Raw genomic sequence first — 21,179 nt, 5'->3', positions numbered from 1 at the left:
CCGTACAATATGAATCGCTGACAAGAAAGGAAGAGCCGTGCCCGTTGATGTGCCCACACTACTTATTCTTGGGACACGCGGGATTCCGGCCGCCCATGGCGGCTTCGAGACTTTCGCGGAACGACTCGCGCTCTATCTGGCGGGTCGCGGCTGGCGCGTGAGCGTGTATTGCCAGGCAGAGGTCGACCGGGTGGGGGACCGAATCTCGACCCGAACCTGGAACGGCATCGAACTGATCACCGTGGAGGTCGCCCTGCGCGGCCCGGCCGCGACGCTGGCCTTCGATGCGTTCTGCGTGAAGGACGCGGCGTCGCGGGGCGGCGTCTGCCTCGTGCTCGGCTACAACGGCGCGGCGTTCCTGCCCTATCTGCGGGTGCGCGGCGGCCGGATCCTGACCAACATGGACGGGATCGAGTGGCGTCGGCCGAAATGGTCGCTGCCGGTCCGGACGTTCTTCTACCTGAGCGAGGGGATCGCCGCCTGGGCGTCGCAGCGCCTCGTGGCCGACCATCCGGCGATTGCGGACCATCTCGCCCATCGCCGCCCACGGCGCGCCATCGCGACGATTCCCTACGGGGGCGACCCGCCGCCGGCGGATCTCGGGCCGCCTCCGCTCGGTCTCACGGCGGGTCGCTACCTCGTGTCGATCGCCCGCATCGAGCCCGACAACAACATCCTGACGCTCGTCGAGGCGTTCTCACGCAAGCCGCGGGGCATGCGGCTCGTGGTGCTCGGAACGTTGAAGGTCGGCAATGCCTATCACCGTGCGGTCGAGGACGCCGCGGGACTGGAGGTGCTGATGCCGGGAGCGATCTACGAGCCGGAACTGGTCCAGAGCCTCCGGGTCCACGCCCGCGCCTATCTTCACGGCCACACGGTCGGCGGCACCAACCCGTCGCTGGTCGAGGCGCTGTGGGCCGGCAACGCGGTGATCGCCCACGACAATCCCTTCAACCGCCACACCGCGGGCGATGGTCAGTTCTACTTCACGGACGGGGACAGCTGCGCCGCCGCCATCGAGCGCGTGATCGCCGACGACGATGCGGTCGCGGCGGCCGGTGCGGCGGCGCGGGTGCGTGCCGAGAGCTTCCGCTGGGACGACGTGCTGGCAGCCTACGAAGGCGAGCTGCGCCGGGTCGGCGGCTACCCGGCGCTCGCCGCATCGCCGATCCGGATCGACGCCAGCCCGGCTCGCGCGACGGTTGGGACCGACATGTGAGCGCGAACCGGCGCTCGGTGCTGGCCGGCGGCCTCGCGCTCGCCGGCGCCGGTCCTTTCCGGCTGCGGCCGTGGCCGAACCGCTTCCGCTGCGCCGCGGCATCGCCCTGTGGCCCTGGTTCTCGCTGACCACGGAGTTTCCGGCGCCGCGCATCGATTACGCCTGGCCGCCGTTCCAGGCCGACCGTCCGACCCCGACCCGTGGCGACCTGCGCCGGCTGGCCGTGCTGGGCTTCGATTTCGCGCGGCTTCCCCTGGATCCCGGACCGTTCGTGGCGTTCACGGGCGGGCGCCGGGCCGACCTCATGGCCATGCTCTCGGCCGCGATCGACGACGTGCTGGCTGCCGGGATGCGCGTCCTCGTCAACGTGCAGGCGAATGCCGCCACGCATCATTACACGCCCGACGCGTTCTACGGATCGGACCGGGCGCCGCTGTTCCCCGCCTATCGCGATCTCATCGCGGACCTCGCCCGGCTCTGCGTCCGGAAGGGTATCGGGCGGGTGGCGCTGGAGCCGGTCAATGAGCCGCCGCAGGGCTGTGGGGCCGAGGCCTGGAACCGGGTCCAGGCCGGGCTCCTCACCGCAGCGCGGGGCGCCGCGCCGGGCCTGACCCTGGTGGCGACCGGCGCCTGCGGCAGCCTCGTCTCCGGGCTGACGGTCCTCGACCCGGAATCCCTCGCCCGGTTCACGCCGCTGCTCTACACCTTCCACTTCTACGAGCCGTACCTGTTCTCCCACCAGGGCGCGACATGGCTCACGGAAGAGCCGTTCTATCGCTGGCTGAACGCCGTGCCCTGGCCCGGCACCCCGGGGCGCCAGCCAGAAACCCTGGCGGCGGTCCGGGCGCGGATGGCTGCCGACCGCGCGGTCCCGGAGGCCGAGAAGGCCCGGGACCGCGCGGTGATCGAGGGGAAGCTGCGCGACTACTTCGCAGCCGAACCGGGACCGGCCTACCTGGCGAAGGAGCTGGCCCCGGTCGCGGCCTGGGCCGACCTCTACGGGATCCCGGCGCGGCAGATCCTGATGGGCGAGTTCGGGGCTTTGCGCACCGATGCCCGGTACACCGCATCCCGGGCGCCCGACCGCGCGGCCTATCTCGGCGACGTGCGGCGGGCGGCGGAGCAGGCGGGCTTCGGCTGGTCGTTCTGGAACCTGTTCGACGGGCTCGGCCTGATGGACGACGCGCACAGGATCGATCCCGCCCTTGTGGCCGCGCTGGGTCTCACGCCGCGGCCGTGAGCGGCCGTCAGGCCCGCGCGCGCAGGGAATTGGGCGGAAACAGCACGATCAGCATCAGGGCGAACTTCGCCAGCATGGTGGTCTTGCCGGCCAGACCCTCGAAGGTGTTGACCAGGATCACGAAGGTAAGGATCGGCAGCCAGACGCCGCGTCGGCAGTTGCGCGCGATCTCCGTGAGATAGAGACTCACTGCCACGACCAGCAGCGTCGTCACCAGGATGCCGTGGTACAGCACGTCGGAAACGATCGAGTTCTCGATGCCCCATTCCAGGCCGTAGATCCGCCGCAGGGTGCTGACCTGCAGGAGGTCGGGCGCCAGCAGCAGCTGCCGGAACGGGACGGCATCGAAGATCGCCAGCATGTCGACCCGGGCCTGGGCGCTGCCGCCGTCCGAGACGAAACGGCTGAGCAGCGTGTCGAAGAACCCCACTGCTGCCAGCACCGCGACCATCACCGGCAGCGCCGTCAGCACGAAACACGCGCAGGCCGCCCCGATCAGGGGGATGCGGTTGCTCCGCAGCGTCCGGTTCAGGGCGAAGAGGCCGACCGCCCCGCCGAGCGCGAGGGTCGTCACCGTGGCCGACCGGCCGCCGAAGGTCACCAGCGCGACGAGCTGCAGGGCGATCACTCCGGCCCGGAGCGCCGGGTTCAGGCGGCCACCGCCGTTGGCGAGCGCCAGGATGTAGCAGGCGGTGAGCGTCGCGTTGACCAGCGGGTGGCCCTGGAGCGCGGCCGAGCGCGTGTCCGTCTCGAACGCCATGCCGTCGAACCGGAACGGGAAGAACCGCTGGCCGCTGGCGAACTCGAACAGGCCGAGCAGCGCGTTGGCCAGCATCATCAGGTGGAAGACGGCCTCGATCCGCCGCAGCGTCGCGGCATCCCGGTCCATCAGCAGGATCGGGACGAGCCCGGCCAGCACGAAGGTGTCGATCGAGCCGGCTAAGCCCGTGCCGCCGCGGGCCGCGATCAGTATGAGCAGCAGCACGCCGCAGAAGGCCAGCAGCACGCAGGCCGGCCGGCGGTTGAGGGCCTGTGCGACCGGGATCACCGGGTTGCCTGCGCGCAGCATCGTCCAGCCGACCAGGGCGACGACCATGTAGGTCGCCGGATGGATCTTCGCGGGTGCCGAACCGCTGATGCCGTCGTAGTTGAGGCCGAGCGCCCAGAGCAGGCCGCCGGATACGCCGACCAGAACCACGGTCAGCAGGATGAAGGCCATCGATTCGAGCCGCGCCAGGCCGCGCAGGCGCGTGTCCGGCCTTGAACGCGCCGCCTGCCGGTGCGCGAAGCCCGCGGGCCGCGCCGTGCTCACGCGCTACGCCGGTCGAGCAGCAGGGAGCCGGAGACGGGCCGGCCCAGGGCTTCCGAGGTGTCGACCAGGTCGATCAGGTCGCGCTGGCGGGTGGCGCCGTTGCAGACGACCAGGAGCAGCCGGTCCGCCGCCGCCGCGATCGGGCCGAGACGCAGGTTCTCGGAGAGAACGCCGCCGTCGACGAGCACCAGCTCGAACCGGCCCTTCACGCCGGCCAGAAAGCGCTCGATGTTGGTCGGGACCAGCGCGTCGCGGATCGGCTTCTGGGTATCGCCGAGTCCGATCCGCCGGGCACCTGTCTTCGCATCGACCTGCGTGACAGCGTTGAGGCTCTGCTCACCGCGCAGCACGTCGAGGAGCCCGGCTGTGCCGGCGCTGTCGGTTCGGAGATCGGCATCGATCAGCAGCACGCGGTCGCCGCGTGCCACGGCCACAGAAGCGAGCAGCGCGATCACCGCCCGGCGCTCGGTCGCCTCGGCCTGGCCCGACGTCACCAGCAGCGCCAGCGAGCGGCCCCGCGTACCCGCCGTGGTGGCGAGGTGGTCCAGGGTGAAGCTCGCGGCTGCCGTGCTGGCGCCGCCCGGCTGGACGCCCGGGATCACTGCGACGACGGGGGCGTTCGACAGCCGCTCCAGTTGACGCGACGACAGGACCGTCGGCTCCAGGTATTCCCGGGTCAGCGCGAGGCCGGCGCCGAGGCCGAGGCCGCCTGCCAGCGCGGCGGCGACCAGGATCAGCCGCGGCGGCCAGCTCGCATCCTGCGGCGGCCGGGCCGATGTGATGATGCGGGCATTCGAGCTGTCGATCCCAGACTGCTCCTTGATCTCGCGGGTACGCACCAGGAAGGTGTTGTACACGGTGCGGGCTGCCTCGACCTCCCGCTCCATCTCGCGCAGCTGAACCGAGGATTGCGCGGTCACCGCCGATTGCCGCTGCAGCCGCTCCAGGTCGGCTGCGAGCGACTTCTCGTTGGCCTGGGCGCGCTGGTACTCGGTCTCGGCGGCGCCGGCGATGCGGTTCAGTTCTGCGTCGATCAGGCGGCGGACATCCTGCATCTGCGTGCGTACGGCGGCGATGTAGGGATGGCGCTCGCCGAGGTTGGTGCGCAGGTCCGCTTCCTTGGCGGCGAGCTCGGCATACTGGCCGCGCAGCCGGTCGACCGCCGAGGATTGGACGGCCTCCGGCATCGCCCCGGAGCCGATTGCCTGGCCGCGCGCATCCTTGATACCCTGAAGGCGCGCCTTCGCCTCGGCGGTCCGGGCCCGCGCCGCCACCAGACGGGCGTTGGAATCGGTGAGCTGCTGCTCGTTCACGAGCCGACCGCTCGACGCGATCAGGCCGTTGCGCGCCTTGTAGTCCTCGAGCTTCTTGTCGGCGGCGTTGACCGCGTTGCGCAGCTCGTCGAGGCGTCCGCGCAGGTCGCCGGAGGCGCGCTTGGCGGCGTCGGAGCGCGCCTCGGTCTGGTCGGCCAGGTAGGCGCTCGCGATCGCGTTGACGATGCGGGCCGACAGGTCGGGATCCACCGTGGTGACGACCACGTCGATCACGAACACCTTGTCGGCGCGCTTGACCGCAAGCTTGCGCCGCAGCTGGTCGAGCGCCCGGCCGCGCGCATCGACCGGCCGCTCCGGCTTGGGACCGAGCACCAACTCCCGGAGCGAGGCGATGCTGCGCGCGACCAGGCCGTCCTGAGCCGCGCCGAACCCGGGCTCGCTCTCCAAGCGCGCCTGCGTCACGGCCCGGCCCAGGACCGCGTCGGATTCGATCACCTTCACCTGGCTCTCGACCTGGGCGATGCCGCCGTCCGGCGACAGCGCGGCGGGATTGACGTCGTTCAGGACGACCTGCCGGTCGCGCGGGTCGATCAGGATCTGCGCGGTCGCGGTGTAGAGGGACGGGGTGATCAGAGCATAGGCCAGGACCAGCAGACCGAGCACCAGGGCGGTCCCCAGCACCGTGCGCTTGCGCCGCCACAGGATGCGCCACAGGTCGCCGAACTCGGCGGTGGTGTCGGGCCGGGTCGGGCCCGTCCGCTCCGGCTGTGCCGGATGGACCGGCGCGAGCCAGCTCGCCACGGCAATGTTACGGTCGATCTGTGCCACGATCGGTCACCATCGTCTCGAACTCGGTCGGTCCCTCGCGGGCTCCACCCCCACTGCAAGTGTCGCGCAGACTGCTGACAATCCCTCAAGACTGCCGAGGGTCGTGGCCGCACGCACCGATTACTCAGCGTCTGGTAAACGCCCTCTACCGAAGTTTGCTGCCGCCAGGATTATCCGTCCCGTTAGGGTTTGGGAATTAGGTCGTAGCCGCAGCCGTGATCTGCCGGACTGCTACACTGCGCAGGGGCGCTCCATCATGCATGTGAGAGTTCGCCTGGACGGCGCCGAACCACGCCGCTGGCAGATCGCCCTGTTGGAGCGAATCGCCGCGACACCCGGCATCCGCGCCGTCAGCATCGACGCCGCGCAGGTCCCGAACGGGTGGCCCGACACGGTCGAGCTGCTGTTCCGGCTGGAGGCACTGATCCACCGTCTGCCGCGTATCGGCTCGGAGCGCCTGCCGCCGACCGCCCTCGACCCATGGCGGCGGCAAGACGCCTGGCCCGATCTGACGATCGACCTGTGCGGTGACCTACCTGCCGGGCCCCGCATCTGGCATCTGGCCTTCGACGGCCGGCGCGGCGACGACGCCCTGCTGGCGAGCTTGCTGGCCGGTGCCGTCCCGCGGGCTACGCTGATCGCGGATGGGCGCATTCAGGCCGAAGGCCGGCTCGGCACCGACCGGCCCGGCATCCTTCTCGCCGGCATCGACGACGCGCTGGCGCGGACGGTGACCCTGATCGCCGCAGCAACCGCTCGCCGCGCCGCCGGGCGCAGCGCTCCGCCCTCGGCCGTGCCCGAGCCGTCCCCGAGGCCCGAGCGGACGTTGCCGGGCAGCGAACTCGGTTCGCGCGCAGCGCGGATGCTGGCCGGCGCGGTCATCCGCCGCCTGTACCATCTCTGCTACCGCGCTCCGCACTGGCGCTGCGGCTGGCGGCACCTCGACGGACCGGACCTGATCGACCTCGGGCGTCACCCCCAGACCGGGTGGACCGATCTGCCGGATGACGGCCACCGCTTCTACGCCGACCCGTTCCCGCTCGCCTACGCCGGGAGCACGCACGTCTTCGTCGAGGAATTTCCGCACGCGACCGGCAAGGCGATCATCTCAGCCGTCCGGTTCGGCCCGGACGGCCCGGAGGGCACGCCCGTGCCGGTCCTGGAGGAGCCCCATCATCTCTCCTATCCGTTCGTCTTCGAGCGTGACGGGGCGGTCTGGATGGTCCCGGAGAGTTCCGCGGCCGGCCGGGTCGATCTCTACCGGGCGACCCGCTATCCCGGAGGTTGGGTCAAGGAGGCGACGCTGCTCTCCGACGTGGTCGCCAGCGATGCGACGCTCCTCGAACACGGCGGCCGATGGTGGCTGTTCGCGACCGTGCGCGATGCCGCCACCGAGGCGCCTGCCGGCTCCGGATCCTACCACGACGCGCTGTGCCTCTGGTCGGCTCCCGATTTCCGAGGTCCCTACACGCCGCATCCGGCCAACCCGGTCCTGATCGATCCTGCGACCGCCCGGCCGGCCGGGCGCATCGTCGAGCGCGGCGGCCAGCTGATCCGCCCGGTCCAGGACTGCGCCACGGGTTACGGCCGCGCCCTCGGGCTGGCGCGAATCGATCGCCTGGACCCGGACGGGTTCGCCCAGACCCTGATCGGCCTCATCGAACCAGGCCCGGCCTGGGCCGGGACACGGCTCCACACCGTCAATTCGGGTGGCGGCATCGAGTGCATCGACGGCTCGGCGCGAGCCCCTCGGATCCGGATGCCGGGCCGTTCCTGATCGCTTCGCAGCGTTGCCGGCGTCGGTAGCCCCCAAACCCATGGGTTCAGCCTGTTGCAACAGGGCTTCAGGGGTCAAAACGCTGTCCCAGCGCTTGTTGCCTACCTCGATGGTGGATAACGCAACTTGTGCGTGCCTTAAGCCGGATGGACTAATTGCATAGATTGTATTTTGGTTTGAGGATGTCTGATATCCCGTGCGTCCGATCAATCGGAGTGACTGTTTCATGAGTGCAAGCGCCACGATCGGAACCGACATGCCTGCGTGCAACGCCCTGAATGTCAGGCTCTCGCGGATCGCCGCCGTTGCCGGCATCCCGGTCGAGGCGTTCTTCACTGAATCGGTTTCTGCGACCCATGGCGGTCTGATCGAGCTGATCCGCCTCTGGGACGCGGCCGAGACGGAGACCGTGCGGGCCGAGATCCTGGCCGGCACCCAGGCGGTCGTCGCCGGGGCGAGCGACAACCTTCGCTGAGGAACGCTCGGCCGCCGCGATACGGAGCTGAGCCGACGCGTCCGATGCCGCATCGGATCGATCCCTGCCCATCGATATTTCCATGTCGTCGGCCCTGGCGGGAGCCCCACGAGATCGCTACATTGCGAAGGCGGGGCTGCAGAGTTCGTCAGGAGCACTTTCCCCGGGGCCTTATCGACTCCCTCGGGAGCTGTCCCTGGCCTCGTCCCTGGACTTGGTCAACACGGCGCCCACCTACTCTGTAGGTTTCCCGGGATCGATCCTCCAACGGCTCACGTGGCTCCGCACTCATCGTCTTCAGATACCGGATCTCCCTGCCCGGACGCGGTCCTCAAGGCCGCACTGCGCAGTTCGGCACTGGCCGCCCGGGACGCGCTGGATCCGGCCGCCCGGCTGGACGCCTCCGCTCGGATCGCCCGCGCGCTGCTGGCTCTGCCGGAACTGGCCGAGGCCCGGCTGGTCGGCGCCTATTGGCCCATCCGCAGCGAGGTCGATCCGCGTCCCGCTGCCGAGGGGTTGCTCGCCCGTGGCCAAGCGGTCGCACTGCCGCACGTCACCCCCGAGGGACTGATCTTCCGGGAGTGGCGGGCCGGGGACGCGCTGGTCGCCGGCCGCTTCGGCCTGAGCGAGCCGGATCCGTCGCTTCCGCCCGTGGAGCCCGACGCCCTGATCGTGCCGCTCGCTGCCTTCGATCGCGACGGCCAGCGCATCGGATACGGTCGCGGGTACTATGACGGCGCGATCGCGCGCTTATCCGCTCGGCGACCCGTCCTCACGGTCGGGGTCGGCTTCTCCGTCCAGGCGGTTGAACACGTGCCGGCCGAGCCGCACGACCGGCCGCTCCAGTTCGTGATCACCGAGATGGGCGTGATCCGGTTCGACAGGACATCCTGATCCATGCGGCTGCTCTTTCTCGGCGACGTGATCGGTCGCCCGGGCCGTACCGTCGTGTGCGAGCGCCTGCCCAAACTCCGGGAGCGCTGGCGGCTCGACTGCGTCGTGGTCAACGGTGAGAACGCCGCCGGCGGCTTCGGCATCTCCGAGACGATCTGCGACGAGCTGATCCAGGCGGGCGCCGATGCGGTGACGCTCGGCAACCACAGCTTCGACCAGCGCGAGGCGCTGGTGTTCATCGCCCGTCAGCCCCGTCTGGTGCGGCCGGCGAACTATCCCCCGGGTACGCCGGGCCGCGGCGCCACCGTGGTGGAGACGCAGGGCGGAGCCCGGGTGCTCGTGGTCAACGTGATGGGCCGGGTCTTCATGGACGCCATGGACGACCCCTTCACCGCAGTCGAACGCGAGATCTCCGCTTGCCCGCTCGGGGCCGCCGCCGACGCCGTCGTGGTGGACGTGCACGCCGAGGCGACCAGCGAGAAGCAGGCGTTAGGCCATTATCTCGACGGCCGTGCCAGCCTCGTGGTCGGTACCCACACCCACACGCCGACGGCCGATCACCGGATCCTGCCCGGCGGCACGGCCTACCTGTCGGATGCCGGCATGTGCGGCGACTACGACTCAGTCATCGGCATGCAGAAGGATGAGCCGATTCGCCGGATGATCCAGAAGACGCCGGGTTCCCGCTGGGAGGTCGCCGGCGGCGAGGCGACGCTGTGCGGCTTCGCCGTCGAGACGCAGGCGGACGGCCTGGCGACCCGGGTCGCGGCGGTCCGCCTCGGTCCGCATCTCGAGGAGAGCTGGCCTCGGTTCTGGGACTAGCGCCCTCGCAGCCGAAGCGGGTGCCGGCACGCGCCGCCCCAGGAACTTCAGCGGCCCGCACCCGTAGATTGCAGAGATCCTCTGAACCAGGGAGCTCCGCATGCCTCAGATGTTCGACTGGATTTTCTTCGCCATCATGCTTCCGTTTCCGGCCTATCTGGTCTGGGACTGGTACCAGCACCGCTGAAGCCACCGATCGGGCCGGCTCCGCCATCCCGCGTCCGACCACCTGAGATCGAACCCGCCTAAGTCGAATGGGCCGCTTGTGCAGGGCTGATGCCTACCTCATGCCACGGGTGGGTCCGGTCCCGCCCGGTCTGGCGCCACACAAGCGTGTCCGCGGTGAGACTTGATCGCAGGTGGGGCTGCCCCCACAGTGGCCGTGACGGGCCCCGCTTCTTGGCGACCCCATGTTGAGATCAGGTTAGAGCGACCGATGGCCGCCCGCGACAACAGTGAGAATAGCAGTCCACCGCTGGCGCGACCCGGGATTTATCTCGGGCGTATGGTGATATTCCTGATCCTGGTGGGCTTCCTGGCCTTCATCCTGTTCAAGCAGATCACCCCAGCCTTCCTGGCCAATCCCGGGCTCAACGGGCTGATCCTCGGGGTTCTGCTGATCGCGGTGCTGATCGCCTTCGGGCAGGTCGTCCGGCTGTTCCGCGAGGTCGGCTACGTCAACGCGGTGGCGACCGGTGCTCAGGCCCGGAAGCCGCCGGCGCTGCTCGCCCCGATGGTGCCGATGATCGCGGCCCGGAAGACCGGGGCGCTGCTGCCGGGGACCTCAGGCTACCTCGATACGATCGCGGCGCGCCTCGACGAAGGCCGCGAGATGCTGCGCTACATCGCCGGCATCCTGATCCTGTTGGGCCTGCTCGGCACGTTCTGGGGCCTGATCGACACGCTTTCGGCGGTCGGCGGGGTGATCAAGGGCATGCGTGGCGGCGGCGATGCCGGGGTGATGTTCGACGAGCTCAAGTCCGGGCTCGCCGTGCCGCTCTCAGGCATCGGCCTCGCCTTCTCGGCCTCGCTGTTCGGTCTCGCCTCGTCGCTGATCACCGGTTTCCTGGAACTGCAGGCCGGCCAGGCCCATGCCCGTTTCCACAACGAATTGCAGGATTGGCTGCTGTCCGGAACGGCGTCCGAGCCGGCAGTGGCGGGCGCTGTCCGGCCTGTTGCCGCCGCCGCCGGTGCGCAGGATCTCAAGGAGGCGGTCGAGCGTCTGACCACGATCGTATCCGAGGGCGGGGGCGGCCGTGCCGCGACGCTGGCCATGACCAACCTGGCCGAGGGCATCCAGGGCCTCGTCCAGCACATGCGCGCCGAGCAGCAGATGATCCGCGACTGGGTCGAGGCCCAGGCGAGCCGCGAGCGTGAGCTGAAGCAGGTGCTCGACCGGCTCGGCCGGGAGCGGGTGTAGTGGCCTCGACCGCGGCCCGCGCCCGGCGCCCCCTCAACGTCTGGCCCGGCTACGTCGATGCCCTGGCGACGCTGCTGCTGGCGGTAGTGTTCCTGCTCACGGTGTTCGTGGTCGGCCAGTTCTTCCTGTCGCAGGAATTGACCGGGCGAGACGCCACGCTGGTCAAGCTCAACCGCCAGATCGCCGACCTCACCGATCTTTTGGCCTTGGAGCGCTCGAACCGCCGCGGCCAGGAGGACGAGGTCCGCAGCCTTCGCACCACGCTCGCCGGCGTCGAGGCCGAGCGTGATCAGGCCAAGTCGCAGGCCGAGGCCGCGACTGTCAGCCAGGGGGCCGCGGGTGCCCTCGACAAGCAGCTGGAGGCCGAGCGCGGCGCGACAAAGCGGGCGTTGTCCCAGGTCGATCTCCTGAACGAGCAGATCAGCGCCATGCGCCGCCAGCTCGCAGCCCTCGAGGATGCGCTGGCCGCCTCGGAGACCCGCGACCGGGAATCGCAGGTGCGGATCGCCGAACTCGGCAGCCGACTGAACGTCGCCCTGGCCCAGAAAGTCCAGGAGCTGGCGCGCTACCGCTCGGACTTCTTCGGGCGCCTGCGACAGATTCTCGGCAACCGGCCGGACATCCGGGTGGTCGGCGACCGCTTCGTGCTGCAATCCGAGGTGCTGTTCCCCGGCGGCTCCGCGACGTTGAAGCCGGAGGCAGGCCCGGAGCTCGACCGGATCGCCGCGGCCATCGCCGACCTTGCCCGGCAGATCCCGGCGGACCTGCCGTGGGTCCTGCGGGTCGACGGCCACACCGATGCGCGGCCGATCATCACCGCGCAATTCCCGTCGAACTGGGCGCTCTCGGCTGCCCGGGCGATCGCGGTGGTGCAGTATCTCGCGAGCAAGGGCATCCCGCCGCAGCATCTCCTGGCCGGGGCCTTCGGCGAGTTCCAACCCCTCGACGCCGGCACCACCGAGGATGCCTATGCCAGGAACCGCCGGATCGAGATGAAGCTGACGGAGCGGTAGGCGCTCGCCCGTCCGATAGACCGGACCGAACGACGCGCTTCGAGAGCCCCGCCCGCAATGGCGCACACCGACGGCGATGTCCTCGGGGGCGGACTCATCGCTCGGCGCCGACCAGGTCCAGGGTGGCATGGGACGTCCCCAGCCCCTCGGCCCGAGCGTGGCCGTCTTCGGCGACCATCGTGTGGGAGATCTCGCCAGCATCGGATTGCTGCCCGTGGCGTCGGCCTGCGCGAGCATCTCGGAAGCGGCATTGGCGTAGCCGAGGCAGTCGACCGGGCTCTATCCACCGGACGGGAGACACGTAGGCACGGCGGGGCCTAGACCTTCAAGGCGGCCGCCCGTTGAAGTACGATCACGGTCCTGTTCCGGCTCTCGGCGACGGACACGAGCCTTCCGTCCCCGAACCCTACCCAGCCAAGTCCCAAAACTACTCGGCGGCGGGGATGCGCTCGCCGCGCGTACGAAGCCCCTTGCCGCGGGCGGTCTCGTCCAGGGCGTCGGTGAATTGCAGGCTCGCGAGCTGCGCGTAGAGCGCGCCCTGGGCCAGCAGGCTCTCGTGGGTGCCGGTCTCGACGATGCGACCGTCGTCGAGGACGAGGATCCGGTCCGCGGCGCGGATCGTGGCGAGACGGTGGGCGATCACCAGGGTGGTGCGCCCACGCATCAGCGTGTCGAGGGCGGCCTGGACGGCGCGCTCGGATTCCGCGTCGAGGGCCGAGGTCGCCTCGTCGAGTAGCAGGATCGGCGAATCCTTGAGGATCGCCCGGGCGATGGCGACGCGCTGACGCTGCCCGCCGGAGAGGGTCACGCCGCGCTCGCCGACCTGGGTGTCGTAGCCCTGCGGCAGGGCCGCGATGAAGCCGTGCGCGTTGGCAAGTTCGGCGGCGTGCCGCACCTCGGCCTCACCGGCCTCGGGGCGCCCGTAGCGGATGTTCTCGGAGACGGTCCCGGAGAACACCACCGGATCCTGCGGGACCAGGGCGATGCGGGCGCGCAGCGCCTCCGGATCGACCCGCGCGATGTCGATGCCGTCGATCAGCACGCGGCCGCCCTGCGGATCGTAGAAGCGCAGGAGCAGCTGCAGCACCGTCGACTTTCCGGCACCGGACGGTCCCACGATGGCGATGCGCTCGCCGGGGGCCGCCGCGAAGGTCAGCCCGTCCAGGGCAGCGTGACCGGGCCGGGTCGGATAGGTGAAGCGCACGGCCTCGAAATTTACGGCGCCGCCGGCCGGCACGGGAAGGGGCAGGGCCGGGGAGGGCGCACGGATCGCGGGCTCGGACGCGAGGATCTCGGTCAGCCGCTCGGCCGCGCCGGCCGACATCGCGAGGTCGCCGTAGACCTCGGAGAGCTGGCCGAGCGCGCCTGCGCCGAACACAGCGTAGAGCACGAATTGCGACAGCTCACCGCCGGTCATCGTGTGGTTAAGTACGCCCTGGGCGCCGTACCACATCACCCCGACCACCGAGGCCGAGATGAGGAAGATCGCCACACCGGTGAGCAGCGCCCGCGCCCGGATCGAGTCCCGGGCGGCCGTGTAGGCGTCCTCTGAGGCGGCCGCGAACCGGGCCGCAGCCGTGCCGGAGCGCCCGAAGGCTTGCATGGTCCGCACTGCTCCGACCGCCTCGGCGGCGTAGGCTGAGGCGTCCGCCAGCCGGTCCTGCGCGGCCCGGGAGCGCCGCCGCACGCCGCGGCCCGAGACGATCAGCGGGAACACGATCACCGGGATGGCGGCCAGCACCATCACCGACAGGCGCGGGCTGGTGATCACCATCATGGCGGTCGCGCCCACGAACAGGAATAGGTTGCGCAGCAGGATCGAGACGGAAACGCCGAAGGCCGACTTGATCTGCGTCGCGTCCGCGGTGAGGCGAGAGACGATCTCGCCCGATTGCGAGCGGTCGAAAAAGGCGGGGTCGAGGATCGTCAGCCGGGCGAAGACGGCGCTGCGCAGATCCGCGACCACGCGCTCGCCCAGCGTGACCACGGTGTAGACCCGGGCCGCGCTGGAGAGCGCGAAAGCCGCGACCACCCCGAGCAGCGCGAGGAAGTAGGCGTCGATCACGTTCGCGCCGTCGGCCGTGAAGCCGTGGTCGATGACGCGCCGCATGGCGATCGGCACCACCAGGGTCGAGGCCGAGGCGCAGACGAGGGCCAGGATGCCGGCAACGATCCGCCCGCGATACCGCAGGGCGAAGGGCAGGAGCGGCCGGAGCGCGCTCAATGGGGCCTTCGGCCGGCCGGAAGCCGCCGCTTTGGTCTTACGGGCCATCACGCCTCACGCGTCTCTTCCCACCCGGTCCACGGCGCTTGTTCCCGGAGAGAGCCTGCGATATACGCCGCCCCTCATCCGATTGCGCGTGTTCAATGGCCGCGGGCCGCCACCACGGTCGGCTTGGACGTGCCGTTGCCACGAACCTACGGTTCGGTGCAACCGCTGACACCTTCCGCATTCCGGGCCGGGCGGCGCCTCCTGCGCTCCCCGCCGGCATGCCAGAACAGGAACGACAGGTCATGGCGAAGGACGCGGCCGCAAAGGCCAAGGGGACCGAGCACCCCGACTACCACTTCATCAAGGTCGTGATGACGGACGGTACCGAGTACCGGACCCGTTCGACCTACGGCAAGGAGGGTGACACCCTCAACCTCGACATCGATCCGCTCACCCACCCGGCCTGGACCGGCGGCGAGCAGAAGATGCTCGATCGCGCTGGCCGTGTCTCGCGCTTCAACTCGCGGTTCGGCAACCTCGGCAAGCGCTGATCCCGGACGGATCGCGCCGAAACGAATCAGAACGGGCGGTCCCTCGCGGGGCCGCCCGTTTTTTCGTGCCTGTTCTGCGCCGTCGCAGAGCGGGGCGAGAATTTTCTGGCGGAATGGTCTGGCGAATTTTCCAGCTCGCCGACGCGTTCGATCTTGTCTGACGCCGCAGAGAGAAAATATTCTTCTGTCTCGGTGCGCACCGGTCGTACCACCCGGCCGGCCCGTTCGGCGCGGCCTCTTTTCCAGCCAAGCCGAGCCGTCGTAATGTCCGGTGCCGTCGACGATCCGCCCGGTCACGATCCTCGGTCGTCACGGTCTCGCACGGACCCGGTGGCGGCTGTTTGTCTCGAGGTCTTCGTCGCGCGGAGCCTGAGTAGTTTCAAATTTAAGTCGATGCATCTTCTTGCGCCCTTGAGCTTTGCAAGCGGCGACTGTGGAGTTTTTCATGAAACGCAGGCTGTTTTCCGTCGTCGCCGTTCTGCTGACCTTCGCCGCACCGGCCTTGGCGGGTGAGAAAATCAAGGTCGGCATCATGAGCGATGCCGAGGACGTCTGGGCGAAGGTCAAGATGATCGCCGCCAAGGACGGGCTCGATCTCGATCTCGTCGTGTTCTCGGACTACCTCCTGCCGAACGCCGCCCTGGATGCCGGGGACCTTCAGGCCAACGCCTTCCAGCACAAGCCTTTCCTGGAGAACCAGATCGCCGCGAAGGGTTACAAGATCGCGCCGGTCGGGGCCACGATCGTCTCGCCGATCGGGCTCTATTCCCGGCGCGTGAAGGCGGTCGGCGAACTCAGGAACGGCGCGTCGGTCGGCATCCCGAACGACCCGTCGAATGGCGGGCGCGCCCTGCTGCTGCTTCAGGCGCAGAAGCTGATCAAGCTGAAGGACGGCGTCGGCATCCTCCCCACGGTGCTCGACGTGACCGACAATCCGAAGAGGCTTCAGTTCCGTGAGATCGACGCGGCCCAGTTATCGCGCAGCCTCGACGATCTCGATGCTGCGGTGATCAACACCAATTACGCGGTCGAGGCAGGCCTGAAGCCGGGCAAGGACTCGATCGCGATCGAGTCGTCGGTCGACAATCCCTACAGCAACTTCATCGCGGTTCGGGAGACGGACAAGAACGCTCCGTGGGTACCCAAGCTCGTCCGCGCCTATCAGAACGATACGATCCGGGCCTACATCACGGACAAGCGGCCGGGGGAAGTGCCGGCCTTCTGAGGTCTGCGCGCGGTCGGAGCCTTCGGGACCGACCGCGCCGCCCTCCTCAGCCCTCGCCGAGGCGGAACGCCATGCGCAGCAGACCCTGCTGGGCCGCCACCGGACTCTCCACCGGCATCGGCGTCGGGCGGTCGTCGGTGATCAGCGAATCCAGGTGCAGGATGCGGGCATGCAGCCGGCGCGCCCGCAGGATCAGCTGCTGGAGGCGCATCGGCAGCAGGGAGAAGTCCGACTGCTTCGGCGGCTCGGACTTGCCGAGCTTGACCCGATGCTTCTCCTGCAGCGCCTCCGCCGGGGTCATCTCGCCCTCCGACACCGCGCGCTGCACGAGCAGCCACGACGCGATCTGCATCAGCAGCGTCGTGAGGCGCATGCTCTCCGCCGCGTAGCTGAGCGTGGCATCCCGGGAAACCAGGCGCGACTCGTCCCGGCCCTGGCCGTCGAGATAGGCCGCCGTCTCTTCCACGAGCAGCATGCCGTCGCGGAACAGCGTCTTGAACGCCTCGGAATTGACGTAGGTCTTGCCGAAATCGACCCAGTCCCGATCGTCCCGGAACGTGACATCGAAGCCGTTCATGTGCCTCTCCTGTGCCGCCGACGGGCCAAGCCGTCCCGGACCGGGACATTCCGGCCATGGCTCTCGGGCGACGCCGCAATCCTAGCGCCGAACCGCGGCGGCATCAGGGTTAGATCTTCCTTAACCTTAATGAGCCGGCCGATGGTTAAGATATGGCGTACACGGCCGGCTGCAAGCATTCAAAAGGTGACCTGGACACCACCGAATACACGGTGCCTTGGACCGGTCTTGGAATCGGGCTCCCCTCGGGCGCGCAGGCCTTGAACAGGGGCGCGTCGGCGACGCCAGGATCAGTTGCATGACCCATTTCGAGACACCCGGAAGGTGTATCGCCGTCCGGGCTCGGCAGAGCCGGAGGCCCGAGCCGCTCGCGACAGCCGCGCAATCGTGAACGGGTCCAAGGGCTTGGTTCAGCACGTCGGCTCATGCCGAGCCGGTAGTCACCCCGGCGGTGGCCGTTTTAATGCTGATGCTGGTGACCGCCACCGGGCGCGCTCGCCCCGATCGGTGCGACCGAGAAGGTGACCGGCACGGTGCCGGCACGCTGGAACGTGAGCGTCCCGGACACGCTGTCGCCGGCCTTCGGGGCGCCCGAAAGGCCCTCGAACATCAGGTGATAGCCGCCGGGCTTCAGCTCCACGGTCTCGCCTGGCTTGACCGTCAGGCCTCCGGAGACCGGGGCCATCTTCATCACGCCGCCCTCCATCGACATGGAGTGGATCTCGCCCAAGCGCGCGAACGGCACCGCGGCGCCCGTCAGCGTGTCCGGGGCGGTGCCGGAGTTGCGGATCGTCACGTAGCCGCCAGCGACCTTGGCGCCGTTCGGCGTGGCGCGCAACCAGGGCGTGTCGATCGTGAGGTCGCCGGCCTTGATCGGGTCGGCCTGGGCCGCCCCCGTGAACACGCTGAGGCCGAGGAGGGCCGCGCAAAAGATCTTCATCGGCATGCTTCCGTCCTGAGGATGATGATCGACCGAGACGACACGTCAGGCCCGCGCGGCCGGTCCTTATGAGGAAGGCGGAATCCTGCGCCGGCCCGCGTTGCGGTGACATCTCTGCCACACTGGTCCACCCAGGACTGTTGTCGCCGTGCCGCATCCAGTCGCCACGTGCGCTGGCGCACGCCGACGCCACAATCCGGCCCCTTCGATAGGGAGTCTTAAGGCCATCCCGACACCGTGGCGACCGAGTACACCCGCTCTCGCCATGAACTGACGAACTCCGGACAAGAGCCAGCGACTGATGCGCATCAAGGCAACAAACCGGTTCACCGCCATGCTGGGCGTCGCCGCGCTCGGCACGCTCGGCCTCGGTGCCGCCGAGGCCCGCGACCAGGGCAACTATGCCCAGGCCGAATGGGCGCAGGACTACGCTTCGCCCGCCGCCATGCAGGTGCAGCGCGAGACCGTACCGATCCTGTCGCCCCAGACCGTGTCGGCGACCGAGCAGATGGTCGAGCGCTACCGGGACATCGTCAACCGCGGCGGCTGGCGCCCGGTCTCCGGCGCCGACCGCCTGCGCGTCGGCGCCAAGGGCCCGGCCGTGGCCGCGGTGCGCCAGCGCCTGATCGTCACCGGCGACCTCGATCCGGCCGCCGGCGGCTCCGGCGTGTACGATTCCTACGTCTCGGCCGGCGTGAAGCGGTTCCAGGCCCGCCACGGCCTCAGCCAGACCGGCGCCATGAGCCTCGCCACCCAGCAGGCGATGAACGTGCCCGCCGACGTGCGGCTGCATCAGCTCGAGACCAACGTCGTCCGCCTGCGCTCCTATTCGGGCGATCTCGGCCGGCGCTTCGTGATCATGAACATCCCGGCCGCCCTGGTGGAGACCGTGGAGAACGGCCAGGTCGTCACGCTGCACGCCGCCGGCGTCGGCAAGATCGACCGCCAGTCGCCGATCATGAACACCAAGGCGACCCAGATCAACTTCAACCCGACCTGGACGGTCCCGGCTTCCATCGTGAAGAAGGACCTGATCCCGAAGATGCAGAAGGATCCGAACTACCTCACCGACAACAAGATCCACATCCTGTCGGGCAACGGCGAGGTCTCGCCGCGCTCGATCAACTGGAACTCGGACGAGGGCACGCGCTTCACCTACCGGCAGGAATCGGGCGCCGATTTCAACTCGATGGGAATCGTGCGCATCAACATCCCGAACCCCTACGGCGTGTTCATGCACGACACGAACACCAAGGGCGTGTTCGGCGACGATTTCCGCTTCATCTCGTCGGGCTGCGTGCGCGTGCAGAACGTGCGCGAGTACATCACGTGGCTCCTGAAGGACACGCCCGGCTGGGGCCGCGAGCAGGTCGAGCAGGCGATCGAGAGCGGCAAGCGCGTCGACGCCAACATCGCCCAGCCGGTGCCGGTCTACTGGACCTACATCACCGCCTGGGCGACCCCGGACGGCCTCGTGCAGTTCCGTGACGACATCTACAAGCGCGACGGCGTGAACGTGCCCTCGACCATCGGGGCGCCGACCCCGGTCGCCAGCGCCGAGCCGCTGCCCCAGACCTTCGAGCCCGGCGACGAAGAGTAAGTTCGCCGCGCGCCGCGCTTATCGGGTTCAGCCGAGGCCCGCACCCCGACCCGGGGTGCGGGCCTCGCGCGTTTGGGGCCGCTCTGTCATCCGGCAGTCAAATGCCTCTGCTTGGCCTTTGCCGCCGAGTAGGAGCCCCCGATGCCACGCGATTCGATCCCAGCGTCCGGACGTCTGACCCGCCGGGAGACCGTCGCCGGCGCCGCCGCCCTCTCGCTCCTGGCCGGCCGTGCCGGCGCGCAGGGATCCGCTGAGGCCACGGGCATCGTCTATGCCGTCGGGGCGGCCGGTTCCACGCGCGCGCCGCTGCCGGGCGTGCTGGTCTCCAACGGCCGGGAGGTGGTGCGGACGGACGGGGACGGCCGCTACCGCCTGCCGATGCCGGGAGACGGGGTGGTGTTCGTGATCAAGCCGCCGGGCTATGCCCTGCCGCGGGACGCCGACAACGTGCCCCGCCACTCCTACATCCACCAGCCCGGCGGGACGCCCGCGGGCCTCGGCCTGCGCTACAGGGGCCTCGCGCCTACCGGTCCGCTCCCGGCCTCGATCGACTTCACCCTGACGAAGGCCGACGAGCCGGCGGATTTCGACGTGATCCTGTTCACCGATCCGCAGCCCGAGAGCCGGTTCGAGCTCGACCACGTGCGCGACACCGCAGTCGCCCGGGCGATGGCGATCCCGGCGGCCTTCGGCCTCACCACCGGCGACGTGCTGTTCGACGACCTCTCGCTCTACGGCCGCTCCAACCGCATCGTCGGGCGGATCGGCCTGCCGTGGTACAGCCTGCCCGGCAACCACGACCTCAACATGCAGGCACCGGACGCCCGCCACAGCCGCGAGACCTGGAAGCGCGTGTTCGGGGCGCCGACCTACGCGTTCCGTCACGGGCGGGCGCTGTTCGTGATGATCGACAACGTCGAGTGGATGGGGCCGCCGGTGCCCGTGGGGGCCAACACCTACCGGGGCCATGTCGGAGAGCGCTCGCTCACCTTCCTGAAGAACCTTCTGGCCGAAATCCCGCCGGACGATTTGATCGTGCTGGCGACCCATATCCCGCTGGTGACCGATACCGGCGACGACCCGCGCAGCGCGACGATCGACCGGGCCGCGCTCCTCGACCTGTTGGCCGGCCGGACGGTGCTGAGCCTCGCCGGCCACACCCACACCACCGAGCACCATTACCTTGCGGAGCGGCACCACCACCACGTGATGACCGCCGTGTCCGGCTCGTGGTGGAGCGGGCCGGATACCCGCACCGGCATCCCGTCCGCCGACAGCCGCGACGGCACGCCGAACGGCTTCCACGTGCTCTCGATCCGCGGCACCGACTACACCACTCGCTTCGTCCCCGCCCAGGGCGAGCCGGACGCGGCGATGCGGATCGCCTTCGAGAGCGAATTGCGCCCGGCCGCCCCCGAGATCGTCCGGGCGAGCCACCCGATGCAGGGGCTGCGCCCGCCGGTCCCGCAGGACGCGCTGACGGCGACCAATCTCGTGGTCAACGTGTTCGACGGCGGCCCGCGCACGAACCTCGCGATTCGGATCGGCGACCGCGCGCCGGCGCCGATGGCGCGGACGCGCCGGCTCGATCCGTTCGTGACCGAACTCTACGCCCGCTATCCCGAGACCAGGAAGAGCTGGGTGCAGGCGACGCCCTCGACCCACATCTGGACCGCGGGCCTGCCCGACGACCTCGCGCCGGGCGCCCACCGGGTCACGGTCGCGGGCACCGACGAGTACGGCCGGCCGATCCGCGCCTGCGTCGTGCTCGAAGTCACGGGCGACGGCGCGCGCGGTTAG

The 21,179-nt window shown here is 69.6% G+C and carries 16 protein-coding genes, 1 other RNA gene and 1 pseudogene; 13 read left to right on the top strand and 5 right to left on the bottom strand.

Features of this window, described 5'->3' with window-relative positions; translation table 11 throughout:
• Positions 1-37: 37 nt before the first annotated feature.
• Both FVA80_RS18015 and FVA80_RS18010 read left to right on the top strand, forming a co-directional pair.
• A complete protein-coding gene (locus FVA80_RS18015; RefSeq protein ID WP_147906287.1) occupies positions 38-1,219 on the top strand; it encodes a DUF1972 domain-containing protein in 1,182 nt (393 codons plus the stop codon).
• Between the two features lie 70 nt (positions 1,220-1,289).
• Positions 1,290-2,459: a cellulase family glycosylhydrolase gene (locus FVA80_RS18010; RefSeq protein ID WP_246692012.1), complete on the top strand. Its 1,170-nt coding sequence runs from the start codon at positions 1,290-1,292 to the stop codon at positions 2,457-2,459.
• A 7-nt stretch (positions 2,460-2,466) separates the two neighbouring features.
• On the opposite strand, the gene FVA80_RS18005 is transcribed toward FVA80_RS18010, so the two are convergent.
• Together FVA80_RS18005 and FVA80_RS18000 are read right to left on the bottom strand one after the other, a co-directional pair.
• Positions 2,467-3,771, bottom strand: a complete 1,305-nt coding sequence (locus FVA80_RS18005; RefSeq protein ID WP_147906285.1) for a VpsF family polysaccharide biosynthesis protein — start codon at positions 3,769-3,771, stop codon at positions 2,467-2,469.
• Positions 3,768-5,873 carry an exopolysaccharide transport family protein gene (locus FVA80_RS18000; protein WP_147906284.1) on the bottom strand — a complete coding sequence of 702 codons (2,106 nt, stop codon included), beginning with the start codon at positions 5,871-5,873 and terminating at the stop codon, positions 3,768-3,770. Before FVA80_RS18000 ends, FVA80_RS18005 begins: the two co-directional genes overlap by 4 nt.
• 256 nt (positions 5,874-6,129) lie before the next feature.
• Between FVA80_RS18000 and FVA80_RS17995 the strand changes: the two genes are divergently transcribed.
• The 7 genes from FVA80_RS17995 (at position 6,130) to FVA80_RS17965 (ending at position 12,274) form a co-directional block, all read left to right on the top strand.
• Entirely contained in the window at positions 6,130-7,650 is a 1,521-nt protein-coding gene (locus tag FVA80_RS17995; RefSeq protein ID WP_147906283.1) for a formyl transferase, read from the top strand.
• A 226-nt stretch (positions 7,651-7,876) separates the two neighbouring features.
• Positions 7,877-8,125 carry a hypothetical protein gene (locus tag FVA80_RS17990; protein ID WP_147906282.1) on the top strand — a complete coding sequence of 83 codons (249 nt, stop codon included), beginning with the start codon at positions 7,877-7,879 and terminating at the stop codon, positions 8,123-8,125.
• 130 nt (positions 8,126-8,255) lie between these two features.
• Positions 8,256-8,412: non-coding RNA, 6S RNA (ssrS, locus tag FVA80_RS17985), on the top strand.
• Positions 8,402-9,019 carry a 5-formyltetrahydrofolate cyclo-ligase gene (locus tag FVA80_RS17980; protein WP_147906281.1) on the top strand — a complete coding sequence of 206 codons (618 nt, stop codon included), beginning with the start codon at positions 8,402-8,404 and terminating at the stop codon, positions 9,017-9,019. The genes ssrS and FVA80_RS17980 overlap by 11 nt, the downstream gene beginning before the upstream one ends.
• 3 nt (positions 9,020-9,022) lie before the next feature.
• Positions 9,023-9,841, top strand: coding sequence for a TIGR00282 family metallophosphoesterase (locus FVA80_RS17975; RefSeq protein WP_147906280.1), 819 nt, complete (start codon positions 9,023-9,025; stop codon positions 9,839-9,841).
• Between the two features lie 436 nt (positions 9,842-10,277).
• Positions 10,278-11,261, top strand: a complete 984-nt coding sequence (locus FVA80_RS17970) for a MotA/TolQ/ExbB proton channel family protein (RefSeq protein WP_147906279.1) — start codon at positions 10,278-10,280, stop codon at positions 11,259-11,261.
• A complete protein-coding gene (locus FVA80_RS17965; RefSeq protein WP_147906278.1) occupies positions 11,261-12,274 on the top strand; it encodes a peptidoglycan -binding protein in 1,014 nt (337 codons plus the stop codon). Before FVA80_RS17970 ends, FVA80_RS17965 begins: the two co-directional genes overlap by 1 nt.
• 427 nt (positions 12,275-12,701) lie before the next feature.
• On the opposite strand, the gene FVA80_RS17960 is transcribed toward FVA80_RS17965, so the two are convergent.
• Positions 12,702-14,546, bottom strand: coding sequence for an ABC transporter transmembrane domain-containing protein (locus FVA80_RS17960; RefSeq protein ID WP_147906277.1), 1,845 nt, complete (start codon positions 14,544-14,546; stop codon positions 12,702-12,704).
• A gap of 242 nt (positions 14,547-14,788) precedes the next feature.
• On the opposite strand from FVA80_RS17960, the gene rpmE reads away from it, so the two are divergent.
• Both rpmE and FVA80_RS17950 read left to right on the top strand, forming a co-directional pair.
• The gene (rpmE, locus tag FVA80_RS17955) at positions 14,789-15,037 is read left to right on the top strand and encodes a 50S ribosomal protein L31 (RefSeq protein WP_007565880.1); all 249 of its coding nucleotides are present in this window, start codon (positions 14,789-14,791) and stop codon (positions 15,035-15,037) included.
• A 445-nt stretch (positions 15,038-15,482) separates the two neighbouring features.
• Entirely contained in the window at positions 15,483-16,262 is a 780-nt protein-coding gene (locus FVA80_RS17950) for a MetQ/NlpA family ABC transporter substrate-binding protein (RefSeq protein ID WP_147906276.1), read from the top strand.
• Positions 16,263-16,308: 46 nt separating this feature from the next.
• Here the strand turns inward: FVA80_RS17950 and FVA80_RS17945 are convergent, their stop codons facing one another.
• Positions 16,309-16,839: a DUF1465 family protein gene (locus FVA80_RS17945; protein WP_147906275.1), complete on the bottom strand. Its 531-nt coding sequence runs from the start codon at positions 16,837-16,839 to the stop codon at positions 16,309-16,311.
• Positions 16,840-17,299: 460 nt separating this feature from the next.
• Positions 17,300-17,731, bottom strand: a pseudogene (locus tag FVA80_RS17940) (copper chaperone PCu(A)C); the annotation flags it as partial.
• 349 nt (positions 17,732-18,080) lie between these two features.
• Here FVA80_RS17940 and FVA80_RS17935 point away from each other — a divergent pair.
• Together FVA80_RS17935 and FVA80_RS17930 are read left to right on the top strand one after the other, a co-directional pair.
• Positions 18,081-19,379, top strand: coding sequence for a L,D-transpeptidase family protein (locus FVA80_RS17935; RefSeq protein WP_147906273.1), 1,299 nt, complete (start codon positions 18,081-18,083; stop codon positions 19,377-19,379).
• A gap of 141 nt (positions 19,380-19,520) precedes the next feature.
• Complete coding sequence (locus FVA80_RS17930; RefSeq protein ID WP_147906272.1) at positions 19,521-21,179, top strand: calcineurin-like phosphoesterase family protein; 1,659 nt, start codon at positions 19,521-19,523, stop codon at positions 21,177-21,179.

The sequence above is a fragment of the Methylobacterium sp. WL1 genome, from assembly GCF_008000895.1.
GTDB lineage: Bacteria > Pseudomonadota > Alphaproteobacteria > Rhizobiales > Beijerinckiaceae > Methylobacterium.
Note: the sequence above shows the minus strand (reverse complement) of the source record. Positions and strands in the feature narration are given on the sequence as shown.